Annotated in this window: 15 protein-coding genes; all 15 read left to right on the top strand. The window is 44.7% G+C overall.

Annotated elements, in window-relative coordinates:
* Positions 1-7: 7 nt before the first annotated feature.
* The 15 genes from ACYVE4_RS06805 to ACYVE4_RS06735 all read left to right on the top strand — a co-directional run bounded on the left by ACYVE4_RS06805 (position 8) and on the right by ACYVE4_RS06735 (position 18,264).
* Complete coding sequence (locus tag ACYVE4_RS06805; protein ID WP_460996228.1) at positions 8-2,983, top strand: sialate O-acetylesterase; 2,976 nt, start codon at positions 8-10, stop codon at positions 2,981-2,983.
* A 185-nt stretch (positions 2,984-3,168) separates the two neighbouring features.
* On the top strand, positions 3,169-5,352 hold the full coding sequence (locus ACYVE4_RS06800; protein ID WP_460996227.1) for a T9SS type A sorting domain-containing protein: 2,184 nt from the start codon (positions 3,169-3,171) through the stop codon (positions 5,350-5,352).
* Between the two features lie 216 nt (positions 5,353-5,568).
* A complete protein-coding gene (locus ACYVE4_RS06795; protein WP_460996226.1) occupies positions 5,569-5,940 on the top strand; it encodes an NADH-quinone oxidoreductase subunit A in 372 nt (123 codons plus the stop codon).
* A gap of 64 nt (positions 5,941-6,004) precedes the next feature.
* Positions 6,005-6,550: an NADH-quinone oxidoreductase subunit B gene (locus ACYVE4_RS06790; protein WP_460996225.1), complete on the top strand. Its 546-nt coding sequence runs from the start codon at positions 6,005-6,007 to the stop codon at positions 6,548-6,550.
* A gap of 71 nt (positions 6,551-6,621) precedes the next feature.
* Positions 6,622-7,122, top strand: a complete 501-nt coding sequence (locus ACYVE4_RS06785) for an NADH-quinone oxidoreductase subunit C (protein WP_460996790.1) — start codon at positions 6,622-6,624, stop codon at positions 7,120-7,122.
* A gap of 74 nt (positions 7,123-7,196) precedes the next feature.
* Entirely contained in the window at positions 7,197-8,429 is a 1,233-nt protein-coding gene (gene nuoD / locus ACYVE4_RS06780; protein WP_460996224.1) for an NADH dehydrogenase (quinone) subunit D, read from the top strand.
* Between the two features lie 15 nt (positions 8,430-8,444).
* On the top strand, positions 8,445-8,948 hold the full coding sequence (nuoE, locus tag ACYVE4_RS06775; RefSeq protein ID WP_460996223.1) for an NADH-quinone oxidoreductase subunit NuoE: 504 nt from the start codon (positions 8,445-8,447) through the stop codon (positions 8,946-8,948).
* A gap of 7 nt (positions 8,949-8,955) precedes the next feature.
* Positions 8,956-10,296 (top strand): NADH-quinone oxidoreductase subunit NuoF, encoded by a 1,341-nt coding sequence (gene nuoF, locus ACYVE4_RS06770; RefSeq protein WP_460996222.1) that lies wholly within the window; start codon positions 8,956-8,958, stop codon positions 10,294-10,296.
* A 66-nt stretch (positions 10,297-10,362) separates the two neighbouring features.
* Positions 10,363-11,448 carry an NADH-quinone oxidoreductase subunit G gene (locus ACYVE4_RS06765; RefSeq protein ID WP_460996221.1) on the top strand — a complete coding sequence of 362 codons (1,086 nt, stop codon included), beginning with the start codon at positions 10,363-10,365 and terminating at the stop codon, positions 11,446-11,448.
* A gap of 96 nt (positions 11,449-11,544) precedes the next feature.
* Positions 11,545-12,714, top strand: coding sequence for an NADH-quinone oxidoreductase subunit NuoH (gene nuoH / locus ACYVE4_RS06760; RefSeq protein WP_460996220.1), 1,170 nt, complete (start codon positions 11,545-11,547; stop codon positions 12,712-12,714).
* A 57-nt stretch (positions 12,715-12,771) separates the two neighbouring features.
* Positions 12,772-13,338: a NuoI/complex I 23 kDa subunit family protein gene (locus tag ACYVE4_RS06755; RefSeq protein ID WP_460996219.1), complete on the top strand. Its 567-nt coding sequence runs from the start codon at positions 12,772-12,774 to the stop codon at positions 13,336-13,338.
* A 77-nt stretch (positions 13,339-13,415) separates the two neighbouring features.
* Entirely contained in the window at positions 13,416-13,973 is a 558-nt protein-coding gene (locus tag ACYVE4_RS06750) for an NADH-quinone oxidoreductase subunit J family protein (RefSeq protein ID WP_460996218.1), read from the top strand.
* A 129-nt stretch (positions 13,974-14,102) separates the two neighbouring features.
* Positions 14,103-14,972, top strand: a complete 870-nt coding sequence (locus tag ACYVE4_RS06745) for a CE1 family esterase (RefSeq protein ID WP_460996217.1) — start codon at positions 14,103-14,105, stop codon at positions 14,970-14,972.
* A gap of 120 nt (positions 14,973-15,092) precedes the next feature.
* Positions 15,093-16,271 carry an acetyl-CoA C-acyltransferase gene (locus ACYVE4_RS06740; protein WP_460996216.1) on the top strand — a complete coding sequence of 393 codons (1,179 nt, stop codon included), beginning with the start codon at positions 15,093-15,095 and terminating at the stop codon, positions 16,269-16,271.
* A 181-nt stretch (positions 16,272-16,452) separates the two neighbouring features.
* On the top strand, positions 16,453-18,264 hold the full coding sequence (locus tag ACYVE4_RS06735; RefSeq protein ID WP_460996215.1) for an acyl-CoA dehydrogenase family protein: 1,812 nt from the start codon (positions 16,453-16,455) through the stop codon (positions 18,262-18,264).
* The last annotated feature ends 72 nt before the right edge of the window (positions 18,265-18,336 follow it).

Genomic DNA, 18,336 nt, shown 5'->3' with positions numbered 1-18,336 from the left:
AATGCGTATGAACCATTTTTTCAGGACATTCAGTACCACACTTCTTTTATTAGCCTATCATCTGACAACTGCTCAGATACAAATATCATTTCCTACAACCCGAGCTGTTCTCCAGCGTAATAATGCGAATGAAGCCACTATTCGTATTACAGGTTATTACACATCTGGAGTTACGCGTATTGAAGCACGTCTGCAAGCGCGCGATGGACAGGGAACGTCTACGGATTGGAATACCATTCAAAATAGCCCGTCGGGTGGTGTTTATGCAGGCGATTTAAAAGGTAGAGGGGGCTGGTACAATCTCGATGTTCGTGGCATGAATGGCGATCAGCAGGTTGGTAATGTAACCACTGTTGAACGAATTGGTATCGGAGAAGTCTTTATTGTTGCTGGGCAATCGAACGCTCAGGGGATTCACCAAACTGCACCTAATCCGCAGAATGACCGGGTCAATTGTGTGAACTACCGCTTCCCGGATAATGGCTTCCCAAACGATCCACCAACTCCGGTTTTCTCGATGCTTGATAACTTTGACGGGTTTACAATTGCCCCAAGAGGAAAGGGAAGTTGGTGTTGGGGGCAGTTAGGTGATCTGTTAGTCAAACGCCTGAATGTACCCGTTATGTTCTTCAATGCCGCTTTTGAAGGCACTGCCGTTCGAAACTGGCGTGAGAGTGCTCCGAATGGGGGAGTTGCCTATAGCGTTTATAATGGACAGCCTTATGTAGGCAGACAGCCTTATATTAATCTTAAACTATCGCTTCAATTTTATGCGAATATGTTAGGGATACGGGCTGTGCTATGGCATCAGGGAGAAGCGGATAATCTTATCAACACAAGTACAGCCTCTTATGCCAGCGACTTGCAATCCGTTATAAACCAGTCTCGTCGCGATTTGAATCAAAACGTACCTTGGGTGGTAGCAAGAGCCAGCTATGGCCAGTTTCAGGGTGGAGTTGATGAGAGTATAATCGCTGGGCAAAATCAGGTAATCAGCACGGTCTCGAATGTATTCGCAGGCCCTAATACGGATGGTATTCAGATACCCCGAGATCGTCCTCCCCTTAATGACCAATTAGAAGGCTTGCACTTTGACTTTAATGGCTTAGGGGAAGTAGCCAGTGCCTGGAGTAATAGTCTGACTGATGCATTTTTTCAGACGTCAAACCCTATCAATCCAGCAGCCTCCCCTACTATATCGATTGAATGTGCTGGTAACAACCTGAAAATGACTGTTAATGGCAATTACCCAAGTGTGCAGTGGGAATCAGGAGAGTCGGGTAGTTCAATTACGAAAGGGCCAGGTATTTACCGGGCTAAAATAAAAGATGGTTTAGGAAATACATTCTTCTCATCGCAGATTCGCGTTTCTGATTCACCTGTAGCATCAGTAGTTGGCAATGGTCCGCCATCCATTTGTATTGGTAGTAATCTGTCGTTAACAACCAATTATGACAATATTACCTGGATCAATCAACAAAATAATACGACCGTTTCTAATTCACGTACCTTCTCCACAGCTAATGCAGGTGCTTATTATGTTCGCTATCGGGACGTAAGCGGGTGTGATTTTTCGTCGAATACCCTCAATGTGGCTGTTAATCCATTACCGGCTACGCCAACCATTGCCAACGACAAACCGACAACTTTTTGCCAGGGAGACAATACGACATTACGCGCCAGTAGCGATAATGTTCAATATAATTGGAGCGATGGTCAACGAAGCAAAACGGTCAGCGTTGGAAATTCAGGGGCTTATTTTCTAACTGTAACGGATCAAAATAACTGTACATCCGCTCAATCGAATACGATTGTAGTAACCGCTAATCCAGTCCCTGCTAAACCCGTTATTGCTGCCAACGGCCCTACCGTGTTTTGTGCAGATCGCAATATAACCTTAACTGCTCCTCAAAATACAGCCTATCAATGGACTAGTGGGCAAACGACTCAGGCTATTACGCTCAATCAATCAGGCAATTTTGCGGTTCGCACCCGCAATGAATTTGGCTGTAACTCCGAACAATCAGATGTAATTACAATTCGAGTAAATCCACTACCGCAAGTTCCATCGATTTCAGCCGCCGGAGTGACGACATTCTGCGCGGGTAATTCGGTTGTTCTGAATGCTACAAGCCCTGTTGACGTTGTCTGGTCGAGTGGTCAAACCAACAAATCAATTACGATCACATCATCGGGCAATTATGCCGTACAGGCACGAGATCAAAATAACTGTTTATCCGATTTTTCATCGGTTATTGCCGTTAAAGTAAATCCGTTGCCTGCTACACCAACGATTCTGGCAAGCCCTTCGCCTATTATTTGTGAAGGTGATAAAGTCACGTTACGAGTAGATGGACCCTATACGGTATTCTGGAATACAGGCGATTCCACACAAAGCATTACCCGAAGCACGGCTGGCACTTATTCAGCCCGTGTTCGCGACGTGAATGGTTGTGTGTCGGCACAAATGGGATCAACCACGGTTGAGTTAAGACCGCTTCCACCACCGCCAACGGTAAATATTATTGGCACCTATACGCTAGAGGCTGTTAGCTCTACCAATGGTACACAGTTTCGTTGGCGTCGGGATAACGACTCGCTGACCGTTCAAACTGCTGTTATTAAAGCCAGTGACTCGGGTAATTACACGGCTCGCTCATCAATTGTTTATTCGCAAAGCTTAACCTGTTTTTCTCTTCCGTCGGCTCCTGTTTCATTTGTGATCAGCCCTAATGATCAGGGATTAAGCATTTACCCCAATCCTAATCCTGATAAAGTATTAACGATCGAGACACGGAATAATTTATCAAATGCTGTTGTATCAATTTATACATTGAACGGCCAACTCATTTTTACGACACCTGTTGCCCTTTTCGACGAGCGAAAGCGGCTTACCCTTACAGGTACGCCCTCGGGAATGTACATTATTCGTGTGCAGGCAACTGGGTTTGACGTTGCCAAGCGAATCTTACTCGGACTGTAATATTAATCCTATCCTAGCCGTTTAATCATAAGGATTAACCCTATTTTTGCATTTTAACGGGAAATCATACCGACTCGCTGAAGGCAGAACGTCTTCTTACAGATCGGTCTGATTTTTGCGTATTATTCTGTTACTGACCGCTGTAGACAATTATGTCATGCAGACGGATTATTGAAAGACAAAAAATGAGTAATCGTTACTTTCTAGTACATCTATTAGTTTTTGGTTGGGTCGCGATTAATACGTGGGTATCGGCACAGAGTACCAACCAGGTTCTAAAAATTACCTACCCATCGACCAGGGCCGTTTTTCAACGTACAAACGATAATAACAGCACAATCTATTTGTCGGGAAGTTTGTATCAGCCGGTCGATAGTGTGCAGGCTCGTATACAGGCTGAAGTAGACGGTCAGGGATTAAATACCAACTGGGTAACCATTCAAAAAAATCCACAGGGAGGTATTTTCCAGGGCTCTATCCGAGGAAAGGGTGGTTGGTATCGACTCGAGGTTCAGGCATTTGCGGGTGGCTCAGTCATTGGCAGCGATGTGGTTCGTAAAGTAGGTATTGGCGAAGTATTTATCATTACCGGCCAATCAAATGCACAAGGCTTTCAGCAATACGGTGCTACTGGTGCCACAGATGATCGGGTAAACTGCGTTGTTTACGATAATTCTACAGCGAACTCATTAGCTGATCCACCGGCTCCTACTTTCCAGCAGCTAACGGCTACGTCAGTAATCGGACCACGAGGCCAGAGCGCTTGGTGCTGGGGTTACTTGGGTGATTTGCTGGTCAAGCAATTTAACGTTCCCGTTCTGTTCATTAACACAGCCTGGGCTGGAACGGTGATCCAAAACTGGACTGATAGCGCAGATGGGAAAGTCGCTAAAAACATATTTGCGATTGGTACTCCCAATGAAAATTTTCCTGCCGGAATGCCTTATGCGAATCTCAGAATTTCTCTGCGATATTATTCCTCACTTCAGGGGTTGAGAGCTGTCTTGTGGCAACAGGGCGAAAATGATAATTCCCCATTACACACCCCTCGCAAGGAATATGCTAGTGCAATGCAGTATTTAGTTAACAAGACTCGCTCTGATACCGAACGATATCCGGCCTGGGTATTGGCCAGATCCTCTTACAACACGAATTCGGTTAGTCAGGATATTATTCAAGCACAGAATGATGTTATAAATACTTATGCCAATAACGTATTTGCGGGTCCATTTACCGATAATATTCAGATTCCTCGTTTCGATGAAGTTCACTTCGGCAATAGGCCAACGAATAATCCGGGCGACAAAGGGTTGAATGACTTAGGGCAGGCCTGGTACGAAAGCCTTAATGCTGTCTTTTTTGCGAGTTCATTGCCGCTAACCCCATCTCTTCAGCCTACCCTTAGTGTTGCCTGCGCAACGAATGGCTCTAACCTTACACTTAGCCTACCCAACTTATATAGATCCTATTCCTGGAGTTCGGGACAGTCAACACAAAGTATTACAGTTAACCAATCGGGTTCTTACCGAGCCACTCTGAAAGACGCGTACGGCAATACCTATTTGTCGCCAGCAATCGAGATACAAGGTTCAATTCAACCCCCAACGCCAACCATTTCGCTGGCAAAACAGCCCACGCAAACAGCGGCTAATCAACAACAAATCTGTGCTGACTCAACATTAGCGTTGATCGCCAATACAGCCGCCAACAGCACAGGCGTATGGAGTCAAAGTACAACCACGACAATTGCCAAAACAATCAATTTGGCGAAAGCAGGAACTTATTCACTACAGGCCGTTAGTGTATATGGCTGCAAATCAGCCCAATCAGCGTCTATTAATCTGACTGTAAGGCAAAAAGTGCCTACACCTAGTATTGAACAGATCGGACCTTATAGCTTACAGGCCGTATTGCCTACGCCAACGGGTGGCCAACCCGATTTATATGATTGGCAACGAAATTCGTCAGAGTTACTACCAAGAAATAGCGCAGTAATTAAAGTGGTTGTTTCAGCTAATTATTCGGCTCGTACGAAAACAACATTCTCACTGACGGGTGCCACTGATATTACCTGCTATTCAACTTACAGTACACCAAAACCATTTACATTCGACCGATCGAATGGCGGATTGGTAATCTATCCGAATCCATCCTCAGATGGTGTAGTAGCAATCGAAACGGTGGAAGATCTTAAAGATGCCGATATTGATGTGTTTACGCTTACAGGTCAGAAACTCTTTTCCAGTCAGGTTACTTTGCTTGACCAGCGGCAAGTTGTTGATCTGACTGGACTAGCTCAGGGCGTCTATTTAGTCCGCGTACATTCTGCTGGATTTGACGTATCAAAACGTGTTATTATCAATCGATAGGTATTTGTAACCCTATTATTAATCAAAGCCTTTTCCTGTGGGAGAAGGCTTTGATTTTTCTGGCAAATCTATGTGCGTCAAACACGATTGATTTAACCGGTCCAGTATCGTATCTTTGATGTATATTTGACACAATGGCAGCGATTAACATGCGCTTAAAATCGTGACCCAATTGGTTTTATCGCTACATTTGCCTGTTCATCTCAACCTAAGTCTATGAATGCAACCTATGTTCCGGCCGATTATTTGCCGGTACTCATTCAACTCGGATTAGCACTAGGATTTATTGTGACAACGATGATTGTCACACATGCTATTGGCCCGAAACGGAATAGCCAGAAAAAGGATGATCCGTTTGAATGCGGTATTCCTGTGCAGGGCGATGCTCGTACACCGATTTCTATCAAATATTTCCTGATCGCTATCCTATTCGTTTTATTCGATGTAGAAGTCATCTTTTTATATCCCTGGGCTGTAAATTTCAAGGGATTAGGGATGGCAGGATTTATCGAGATGGTCCTGTTTATGGGACTGCTTCTAGCGGGATTCTACTATATTATCCGCAAAGGTGTTTTGAAGTGGGAATAGGGAACAACAAATGAATTTTTGAGCATATTTATTCGTTGTTCTAATAGGTAACTACGACGTTTTTATGGCAACTGATATTAAGCTGGCTGAAGCCCCTGCGAGCTATGATGGCCCAGGTTTTTCAGCTACTTCATTCGATAAAATAATTGGTTTAGCCCGAGCAAATTCGCTCTGGCCATTGCCATTTGCTACTTCCTGCTGCGGAATTGAGTTTATGTCGACTATGGCATCGACTTATGATCTGGCTCGCTTTGGTTCTGAGCGACCAAGCTTTTCACCACGCCAAGCCGATATGCTTCTGGTAGCTGGAACAATTGCGAAAAAGATGGGGCCTGTTGTGAAGCAGGTTTATCTCCAAATGGCTGAACCTCGCTGGGTAATTGCTATTGGTGCCTGTGCATCTAGTGGAGGCATTTTTGATACGTATAGCGTTTTGCAGGGTATTGATCGAATTATTCCTGTCGATGTGTATGTGCCCGGTTGTCCTCCTCGTCCTGAGCAGATATTGGAAGGGGTTATGCAAGTTCAGGAATTAGCCAAGAACGAATCATTACGTCGGCGAAATACCGAAGAATACCAGAAGTTACTGAATTCATATAGCATTCAATAAGCACGAACGAGTGCATACTATAACGTTATAGTATGCACTCGTTCGCTCATTCACTCTTTCGCTCATTCATAATGCTGACCAACGAAGAAGTTGCGCAGATAGTTATCAACCAGTTTGGCGAGGCCGTTACCGACTTCGATGATCCGTATAACCTGCTCACGTTTTCAACGAGCCGGGAACAGATTATTCCAATTATTACCTTCCTAAAAGAGCATTCAACCTTACAGGTTGGTTTCCTGACCGATATTACTGCCATACACTACCCAGATTCGCAAGGAAAGGAATTCTGTGTTGTGTATCATCTTCATAGCCTGACGAATAATTTCCGCATACGTATAAAGGTGTACTTAACGGCGGACGACGTTCATATTCCGACATTAGTTAAGCTTTTTGCTGGTGCCAACTGGATGGAACGCGAAACATTCGACCTGTTTGGTATTATTTTCGATGGCCATCCTGATTTACGCCGGATTCTGAATATGGAAGAGATGGATTATTACCCGATGCGTAAAGAGTACCCACTCGAAGATGGTACGCGGGAAGATAAAATTGATGCATTGTTTGGACGATAGAGATTGAATGATTGAATTGTTGAATGATTGAGTTATTCAACAATTCAATCATTCGACAATTCAATCATTGAAATATGGTTTCTGAAGAACTTGATATAGCTAATAAAAACTTACCAGCCGAACAAGGCCCCGTTCAGTACGTCAACGAACTGACAACGCTTAACCTCGGTCCCACTCACCCTGCTACACACGGTATTTTCCAGAACGTGCTGCAAATGGATGGGGAGAAAATCGTTTCGGGCGAACAGACCATCGGCTACATCCACCGTGCCTTTGAAAAGATTGCCGAACGACGTCCATTCTACCAGATCACGACGCTTACCGATCGGATGAATTATTGTTCATCACCTATTAATAATATGGGTTGGTGGATGACGGTCGAGAAATTACTGGGCGTTGAAGTCCCCAAGCGTGCGCAATACATCCGCGTGATTATGATGGAATTAGCCCGCCTGGCCGACCATCTTATTTGCAACGGTATTCTAGGCGTTGATACCGGTGCGTTTACGGGTTTCCTGTACATCTATCAGGAACGCGAAAACATCTACGAAATCTACGAAGAAATTTGCGGAGCCCGTCTGACGACCAATATGGGTCGTATTGGCGGTATGGAACGCGACCTCTCCCCTACTGCTATTCGTAAGATTAAGGAACTGCTGGTACGCTTCCCTAAAGTGCTTCGCGAATTTGAAAACCTCTTCAACCGCAACCGGATTTTCATGGATCGGGTTATCGGCGTTGGTGGTATTTCGGCAGAACGAGCGCTTAGCTACGGTTTCACTGGTCCAAACTTACGGGCAGCGGGCGTCGATTACGACGTACGGGTTATGAATCCTTATTCCTCTTATCAGGACTTTGAGTTCGATATTCCAGTCGGTCAAAGTGGGGATACATACGACCGATTTATGGTTCGGAACGAGGAAATGTGGCAAAGCCTGCGAATTATTCAGCAGGCAATGGATAACCTGCCAGAAGGCCCTTATTATGCCGACGCTCCGCAGTATTACCTGCCGCCAAAACAGGAAGTCTATAAAAATATGGAAGCGCTTATCTATCACTTCAAGATTGTGATGGGTGAAATCGACGCTCCCGTTGGCGAAGTTTATCATGCTGTAGAAGGCGGTAATGGCGAGTTAGGTTTCTACCTCATCAGCGATGGCGGTCGCGCCCCTTACCGATTGCACTTCCGTCGTCCCTGTTTTATTTACTACCAGGCTTATCCAGAAATGTGTAAGGGGTTGACATTATCCGATGCCATTGTGATTATGAGTAGCATGAACGTAATTGCGGGTGAGCTAGATGCATAATTTCTGCTAAGACCTATGACAACAGAAACAAATAATTCAGCTGTACAATTTACGCCAGAGCGTTTAGAAAAGGCTAAAGAAATTATAGCGCGTTATCCTGAAGGAAGACAGAAATCTGCATTGCTTCCTTTGCTACACTTATTGCAGGAGCAGGAAGGTTGGACCAGTCCTGAAGGTATGGATTACGTGGCTCGAATGCTCGATATTCAACCGATTGAGGTGTATGAAGTGGCTACATTTTATACAATGTATCACATCAATCCCGTTGGAAAGCACGTCATTGAATATTGCCGAACGGGCCCTTGCTGTTTGATGGGTGGTGAAGAAGTGTATGCTCACTTGAAACAACGATTAGGCATCGAAACAGGACAAACAACTGTTGACGGGCAGTTTACACTGAAAGAAGTAGAGTGTTTAGCAGCTTGTGGAATGGGACCCGTTTTTCAGGTTCGGGAGAAATACTACATGCATCTGACTAAGGATCGTGTAGATGAAATCATTGATGAATTGTCGAAATAAGTAAGGTATGGCAATCAAGATATTAACCGAGCACATTAATGTTCCAGGTATCGAAACGTTCGATGTCTATCGGAAACAAGGTGGCTACACGGCTGTTGAAAAAGCGTTGAAAACAATGACGCCTGACGCCATTGTTGAGGAAGTTAAAAAAGCGGGTGTTCGAGGTCGAGGAGGAGCAGGCTTCCCAATGGGCATGAAATGGAGCTTTCTAGCTAAACCAGAAGGTGTCCCTCGTTACTTAGTCTGCAATGCAGATGAATCGGAGCCCGGTACATTTAAAGATCATTACCTGATGAAAAACATTCCCCACCTTCTGATAGAGGGAATGATTATTTCATCGTTTGCTCTGGGAGCCAATAAATCGTTCATCTACGTTCGCGGTGAGCTGATGTACGTGATTCATATTCTCGAAAAGGCGATTGCGGAAGCGACAGCTAAAGGGTTTCTGGGTAAAAATATCCTCGGCAGTGGGTATGATCTCGAACTCGTTGTACAACCGGGTGGGGGTGCTTATATCTGCGGAGAAGAAACCGCTCTACTTGAATCGCTGGAAGGGAAACGGGGTAATCCAAGGAATAAACCGCCATTTCCTGCTGTAAAAGGACTGTATCAATGCCCAACAGTTGTCAATAATGTTGAATCTATAGCCACTACAGCGTGGATTGTTAACAACGGCGGTGATGCTTATGCGGCAATTGGAATCGGTCGCAGTACAGGCACTAAGTTAATTTCGGCATCAGGTCATATCAATAAGCCGGGCGTTTATGAAATTGAGCTAGGTGTATCAGTTGAGGATTTCATCTATGCCGATGAGTGGTGTGGTGGCATCCGGCCTGGTCATAAATTCAAAGCACTCGTAGCCGGTGGGTCATCAGTTCCGATTCTGCCAGCCAATTTAGCGCTAACATTAGCTAATGGGGAAAAGCGATTAATGTCGTATGAATCCCTATCCGACGGTGGTTTTGCAACGGGTACGATGCTCGGTTCAGGTGGCTTCATTCTCTTTGATGAAACATCGTGTATTGTACGAAATACATGGAATTTCGCCCGTTTCTACCATCACGAGTCATGTGGCCAGTGCAGTCCTTGCCGTGAAGGAACAGGCTGGATGGAAAAGGTATTACATCGAATTGAATACGGTCACGGTCATCAGCAAGACATTGACTTGCTCGTCGATGTATCCAAAAAAATTGAAGGAAATACCATTTGCCCACTTGGTGATGCGGCTGCCTGGCCTGTCGCTAGTGCTATCCGGCATTTCCGTGATGAGTTTCAATGGCATATTGATCATCCTTCTGAAGCTACTCAACCCGGAGCTGTCTATAGGGGTGAAATGGCCTTGGTCTAATTATAACGTGGCTGAAAAGCCTTTTAGAAGTACTTGACTTGTGGTTTTCCAACCGCATCACGATATATGGAAGAAGCAAAGCCGCAATTATTAAAAGTCACGATTGACGGAATTGAGGTAGAGGTAGAACCCGGTACGACCATTTTACAGGCTGCTCGCAAAATTGGTCCTGAGGTAGCTCCTCCGGCCATGTGCTACTATCAACCTTTAAAAGGTAGTGGTGGAAAATGCCGGGCCTGTTTAGTTCGGGTGGCCGCTGGATCAGCTAAAGATCCTCGACCTATGCCGAAATTAGTGGCCTCCTGCCTGACAGCTGTACAAGATGGGATGGTTGTCGAGAACGAAACCAGTCCGCAAGTAATTGACGCGCGAAATGGCGTTGTCGAATTTTTATTGCTTAATCACCCACTCGATTGCCCCGTTTGTGATCAGGCTGGAGAGTGTGATCTTCAGAATTTTGCGTTCGATCATGGAAAAGCGACGACGCGTTACGAAGAAGAGCGTCGCACGTTTGAGAAAAAGGACATTGGGCCTTATGTGCAGCTGCATATGACGCGCTGCATTCTATGTTACCGATGCGTATACACTGCTGATCAAATCACTAATAAACGAGTTCATGGTGTATTAGGCCGGGGTGATGCATCGGAAATCAGTACGTATATCGAGAAGGCAATCGATAATGATTTCTCAGGTAATGTCATTGATGTTTGTCCGGTTGGTGCGCTGACGGATAAAACTTATCGCTTCAAGAATCGTGTATGGTTTACGAAACCCGTTGATGCTCATCGGGATTGTCCAACTTGCTCGGGTAAAGTAACACTCTGGTATCGGGGTGATGACGTAATTCGGGTGACGGCTCGTAAAAACGAATGGGGAGAGGTACAGGAATTTATCTGCAACACCTGCCGATTTGATAAAAAGAAAACGTCTGACTGGGTAATTGAGGGTCCAACGAAAATATCGCGTAGTTCTGTTATTTCAGCGAATAAATACCGTAAGGATACTATCAAACCGAGCTTTGGTCAGCGCTTAGCGGCTGCTGAATATAAGCCAATTCACGACGAGCGGGATACTTCGCAATTAGATATTCAACAGTTGGCGCCTGAGCGTTTCGCTAAAGTGCTTCCATCCGCTCTGGAGCCAGAACCATAGAAATTTATAGTGTTGTATAGTGAGCTAGTTATAAGTTTAGCACTACGTTCTCCCAACTCTGCAACCCTACAACAGTAAAGCTTTATAACTCAAATAATGGACTTAACCATATTAATCGCTAAAGGACTTATTATTCTTGTCATTTTTGCGGTAACACTCGGTATTGCAGCCTATTCGACTTATGCTGAGCGTAAAGTAGCTGCTTTTCTACAGGACCGGATTGGCCCAAACCGAGCAGGCCCCTGGGGACTTCTACAACCTATTGCTGATGCTGGTAAAATGTTCTTTAAGGAAGATTTTATCCCGTCGCAGGCTAGCAAATGGCTATTTATCCTTGGTCCTTGCCTCGCCATGCTTACAGCGCTAATGTCAAGCGCTGTTATCCCATTCAGTGATAGCATCAAATTTGCCTGGAACAATATTAACTACGACGTGCCTGTTCAGGGCATCGAAATTAACATTGGGGTATTGTACATTTTCGGTGTTGTATCGCTGGGTGTTTACGGCATTATGGTCGGCGGATGGGCGTCGAATAATAAATTCTCCTTATTGGGCGCGATTCGGGCAGCTTCGCAAAATATTAGTTATGAAATTGCCTTAGGCCTGTCGCTGATTGCCATCTTAATGATGACAGGTTCACTTTCGCTTCGAGCGATCATTAACGAGCAAGCTACATTTTTTCAATGGAACGTATTTACCCAGCCGCTAGGGTTCGTCATTTTCCTGACCTGTGCCTTCGCGGAGTGTAATCGTACGCCTTTCGATTTACCGGAATGCGAAACTGAATTGGTGGGCGGCTATCATACCGAATATAGTTCGATGAAACTCGGCTTCTATCTGTTTGCTGAATACATCAATATGTTCGTTTCCTCTGCCTTTATTTCAGCGCTTTATTTTGGTGGTTTTCATTATCCATTCATGAGCGTGGTCAACGAAGCGCTCAGTAACTCGCTGGGTGTAGTGGCCGGTCATAACGTAGCGACGGCTATTAGTTTAGTCGTTTTCTTCGGTAAGATTTTCTTCTTTATCTTCTTTTTCATGTGGGTTCGGTGGACACTTCCCCGTTTCCGTTATGATCAGCTGATGAATTTGGGCTGGAAAACATTCATTCCGCTCTCAATACTTAATGTTGTAATTACTGGTGCAGGCTTGCTTTACAATTTTAAATATTCAAGCTGGCTAATTGCCGTAGTCATGATTGTGCTAGCAGTCATGTCAACTAGCCGGGCGCCTAAACGGGAAGTTATCCCGCAACGAACTGTTTAAGTTAAATCATACCTGATTTTGGCAAACCGTCAAAGTCAGTACTGAATATAGAAAAGAATGCAACTGACAAATCGTTCTAAACAGGTCAGCAACAAGGAAATGACCCTGGCGGAAAAGATGTACCTGCCTGCCGTTATTGGCGGACTGGCCATCACGATCAGCCACTTTTTCCGGAAAAAGCCAACCATCCAATACCCAGAAGTTAAACGCTATCTGGGGCCTATTTACCGAGGTCATCATGTATTAAAACGTGACGAGCAAGGCCGTGAACGCTGTACAGCTTGTGGGTTATGCGCAGTTGCGTGTCCGGCAGAAGCCATTTCGATGGTTGCGGCTGAGCGTAAGAAGGGCGAAGAAAGCCTCTACCGGGAGGAAAAATATGCGGCAGTGTATGAGATCAATATGCTGCGTTGCATCTTCTGTGGTCTTTGTGAAGAAGCCTGCCCTAAACAAGCCGTTTATTTGCGTCACGATCGAATGGTACCTGTATTTCAAGAGCGGGACGAAGTTGTTTACGGTAAAGATAAACTAGTAGAGAAAATGGACGATCGGTATGTTCGTGCCAATAATTCTGAGGTTAAAACTACGCCAACTGAACCAAGTCTAACTCGTGCCGCTACCTAGCATACTGTTAAAAATGATCAGGATTTAATTAGCCATAAATTCTGACCGTTTCTGACTACTCTTGACATTACCTAACTATGACTGAAGCACTAAATTTCTTTAAAAATCTCACCCCCACCGGTTACTTGTTTTTAATCCTTACGGCAATTACCCTATTTAGCGCGATTGGGGTTGTTACCGCAAGGAATCCGATTTATAGTGTTTTGGCATTAATTGCTACCTTCTTCTGCCTGTCAGGACATTACATATTGCTAAACGCTCAGTTTTTGGCAGCTGTAAATATTATTGTTTATGCAGGCGCTATCATGGTCTTGTTTTTGTTTACGATCATGTTCTTAAATCTTCGAAAAGAAGATGAAGAATCGAAAACAAATCTGACTAAAATGGCTGCGGTAGTCGTCGGAGGAATTCTAATGGTCATGCTGATTACTATTTTCCGGGCTAAAAGCGCTCAGGTACCAACTGTTAGCAGTTCGACACCCTTTAATGCTAAAACGGGCTTAGTTGAAAATTTAGGGAATCTGCTTTATAACGACTACATCCTGCCGTTTGAGTTAGCTTCAGTCTTGTTTCTGGTTGCGATGGTTGGCGCTGTAATGCTAGGGAAACGGGAAGCGGGTGATCGTCATTTCTGACCGGGATTTTTCTTGATTATAGTAATTTACATGATTTTTAGCCGCTCAAATGAGCGGCTTTTTTTATGGATTAGAATTCTATGAGAAGAACTATTTAGATTGCTGCTTTATGCAGTAAACTCGAAAGGCATGTTAAAACTTACTTTTTGCTTCTTAATCCTCAGTCTAAGCATTGCTTTCGCGCAGAAGCCAGTACAAACGGATTCTCTGTTGATCGAAGGTCATTATCGGAAGTTTCATTTCGTGAAAGCGCCCAAGCCGAAATCTATGCTAATTTTTGTCCTACACGGATCAGGGGGAGATGGCTTAGGCTCTCAGAAAGGAGCTGGTAAACTGGAAGATAAACAGGACGAAGAAAATCTATTTCTCGTTTATCCCGACGGCTATAAGAAATATTGGAACGAATGCCGCAAGACAGCCAATACACTTGCCAACAAGGAAAACATCAACGAAAATGCATTCTTTGAAGGTATGATCAACTATTTCGAAAAACGCTATCAGATCGATACAAAGAAGGTTTTTGCGGTCGGCACATCAGGTGGAGGGCATATGGCGTATAAGCTCGCTCTTACAATGCCTGAAAAAATGCGTGCTATCACAGCGTTAATTGCTAATCTGCCAGATACAAATAATATTGATTGTGCCGAGAAAAGAATAGCGATTCCAGTAATGATCGTTAATGGGACAATCGATACGGTGAATCCTTATGAAGGTGGTGAAGTAATAACTGGCGGAATTAGTCTGGGTTTAGTTCGTTCCACTGATCGCACGTTTCATTATTGGGCAGACTTAGCGGGGTATAAAAACTCTCCTGCAAAAGAATTATTACCCGATACGGACCCAAATGACCATAAAACCATTGAGCGTTACACTTACAAAGAAAAAGGTAAACCCGAAGTTACACTCTTAAAAGTGATCGGCGGTAAACACGATTACCCAAATGACATTAATGTCTACCTCGAAGCGCTAAGCTTTTTTAAAAGGCAGCTCAATCCATAACAGTATTGTAGTTTGCCAGAAAAATAGTATGCTTGCATAATAATTCTTCAGACTGTAATTATTCGCCCGAGAAATGAGTTATTACAGTAAACCCTTTAAGAAGTAATTAACGCAGGTTTTATGGATGCATACATTGTAGCCGGATACCGAACCGCCGTGGGCAAGGCCCCACGAGGAGGTCTCCGTTTCACCCGCCCCGATGATTTGGCGGCTGAAGTCATTAAGCATTTATTAAGTCAGGTTCCTACTCTCGATCCAGCACAGGTTGAAGATCTAATCGTTGGGAACGCCGTCCCTGAGGCTGAACAGGGCATGCAAATTGCCCGCTATATTGCCCTACTCTCACTGCCGAAAAGCGTGCCCGGCATGACAATCAACCGTTATTGCGGATCTGGTTTGGAAGCGATTGCGATTGCTTCAGCCAAAATTCATGCAGGTTTGGCCGACTGTATCATTGCTGGTGGTACGGAATCAATGTCGCTGGTACCTGTAATGGGCTGGAAAACGGCGCTTAATTATGAAATCGCTAAAGCGCACCCTGATTATTACATCGGCATGGGCTTAACTGCCGAGCAAGTCGCCCAGCAATTTAAAATCAGTCGTGACGCACAGGATGAATTTGCGTTTGAATCGCATATGAAGGCACTGGCGGCTCAAAAAGACGGGAAGTTCGCAGACGAAATCGTACCGATTAAGGTAAGCGAAACCTATTTCGATGCGGAGAGTAATAAAAAGAAAACTCGCGAATGGACGGTTGCTCAGGACGAAGGCCCGCGTAAAGACACAAGCGCCGAGGGATTGGCGAAACTGAAACCCGTGTTCGCTGCTGGTGGATCAGTTACAGCTGGCAATTCATCACAGACATCAGATGGTGCTGCGTTCGTAATTGTCATGTCTGAACGGTTAGTTAACGAATTGAACTTGCAGCCTGTTGCTCGCATGGTATCCTACGCGACAGCTGGTGTTGAGCCGAAAATTATGGGCATTGGTCCGGTTGCGGCTATCCCAATTGCGCTCAAAAAGGCGGGTCTGAAACAGGATGATATTGATCAAATTGAATTGAACGAAGCCTTTGCAGCACAGTCATTAGCAGTCATTCAAGAGCTTGGTCTTGATCGGTCTAAGATTAACCCTAATGGTGGTGCTATTGCTTTGGGACATGCGCTTGGCTCAACCGGAGCGCGTTTATCGGTTCAATTACTGAATGAGATGCGTCGGCGTAATCAGAAATATGGTATGGTTTCCGCCTGTGTTGGTGGTGGCCAAGGTGTAGCGGGTATTTTTGAACGACTGAATTAATTTTATTTACACTTAATCCGCCGATGAGCAACCTAAATAAAGTTGTTCATCGGCGGATTTCCGTTTATACCGATCTACAGTAATTATTAAACGAAAAAATTATTAGTATGCTTGCATACTAATTTTAGAACGGTTTTATTTGTAAGAGAATAGTATGCAAGCATAACAAACTTACTGAACAATGATTGCAACCGAACCTAAAGCCTCAATCAAAGGTGGCGAATTCCTAATCAAAGAAACCGAAGCATCACAGGTATTCATTCCCGAAGAATTTACTGAAGAACAGCAGATGATTGCGGCTACCTGTCGCGAATTTCTGGAACGTGAAATATGGCCGCGCCTGAATGAAATCGACAATGCGAAGTCGCCAGAATTGATTTCGTCATTGATGGATAAAGCGGGTGAGTTAGGGCTTTTAGGAACCTCTGTTCCAGAACAATACGGCGGATTTGGGACTAATTTCAATACGTCCATGCTGGTCGCCGAAACAACGGGGGCTGGGCATTCATTCTCTGTAGCGTTATCGGCGCATACCGGCATTGGAACCTTACCAATCGTTTACTACGGAAACGAAGATCAAAAGGCGAAATACCTTCCTAAACTGGCAACGGGTGAATGGAAAGCTGCCTACTGCTTAACAGAACCCGATTCTGGCTCGGATGCTAACTCTGGCAAAACGAAAGCCGTACTGACCGAAGATGGCAGACACTATGTTCTGAACGGCCAGAAGATGTGGATCACTAACGGTGGCTTCGCTGATGTATACATCGTTTTTGCCAAAATCGACGAAGCTGGTCAAACGGATAAAAACTTATCAGCTTTTATCGTTGAGCGTAGCTATGAAGGCATCACAATGAATGAGCCGGAGCATAAGATGGGCATCAAAGGCTCGGATACACGCCAGATTTTCTTCAACGATGTAAAAGTTCCAGTCGAAAATCTGTTGTCAGAACGCGGCAATGGCTTTAAGATCGCTGTGAATATTCTGAATATCGGCCGAATAAAGCTGGGCATTGCGGCTATTGGTGGCTCGAAAGAGGTTATCAACGATGCAATTCGCTATGCCAATGAACGCAAGCAATTCAAAACGGCGATTTCTAATTTTGGCGCTATCAAGCATAAATTGGCTGAAATGGCCCTGAAAGTATATGTTTCTGAAACGGCATCGTACCGGGCTGGTCAAAACATTGATGACTTAATCGAGGATTTGAAAGCGAATGGCATGGAAGATGGCCAGGCTAAATTAAAAGCCCTGGAACAGTTTGCCATCGAATGCGCGATCATGAAAGTGCACGGGTCGGAAGTGCTGGATTATGTCGTTGATGAAGGCGTTCAGGTTTACGGAGGCATGGGTTATTCAGCCGATGCACCAATGGATCGGTCCTATCGCGATGCCCGGATCAATCGAATTTTCGAAGGCACAAACGAAATCAACCGAATGCTGATCGTCGATATGCTCTTAAAGCGTGCGATGAAAGGCGAACTCGATTTGATGACACCCGCAATGGCTGTTGCTAAAGAGATTATGTCGATTCCTGATTTCAACTCAGATGAGGAAGAAGGCATTTTCATTGCCGAAAAGAAAGTCCTGAAAAACCTGAAGAAAGCAGCCTTAATGGTTTCCGGTGCTGCTGTTCAGAAATTTATGATGACCCTTTCCGACGAACAGGAAATCCTGATGAATGTAGCCGATATGGCTATTGAAATCTATGCTGCAGAATCCGTTTTACTGCGAGTTGAGAAACTAATCAATATTAAAGGCGAAGAAGCCGTTGCGTTGCAAAAACAAATGGCATTGGTGTATCTGCATGAAGCCGTTGAAAAAGTGGCTAACGCCGGTCGAGCCGCCATTACGTCCTTTGCCGAGGGTGATGAATTGCGCGGTATGCTGATGGGTTTGAAACGCTTCACCAAAATTGATCCGATAAATCTTAAAAATGCCCGCCGTCAGATCGCCGACGCGATGATTGCGGAGAATAAGTATATTTTTTAATAAGCATCAACAGCTAATGAGAAGTAGGCCAGCTCTGTTTCGGGGTTGGCCTACTTGTTTATAAGCCAGTTC

The organism is Spirosoma harenae, from assembly GCF_054776975.1.
This window is presented reverse-complemented; position numbering and strand designations above follow the sequence as displayed.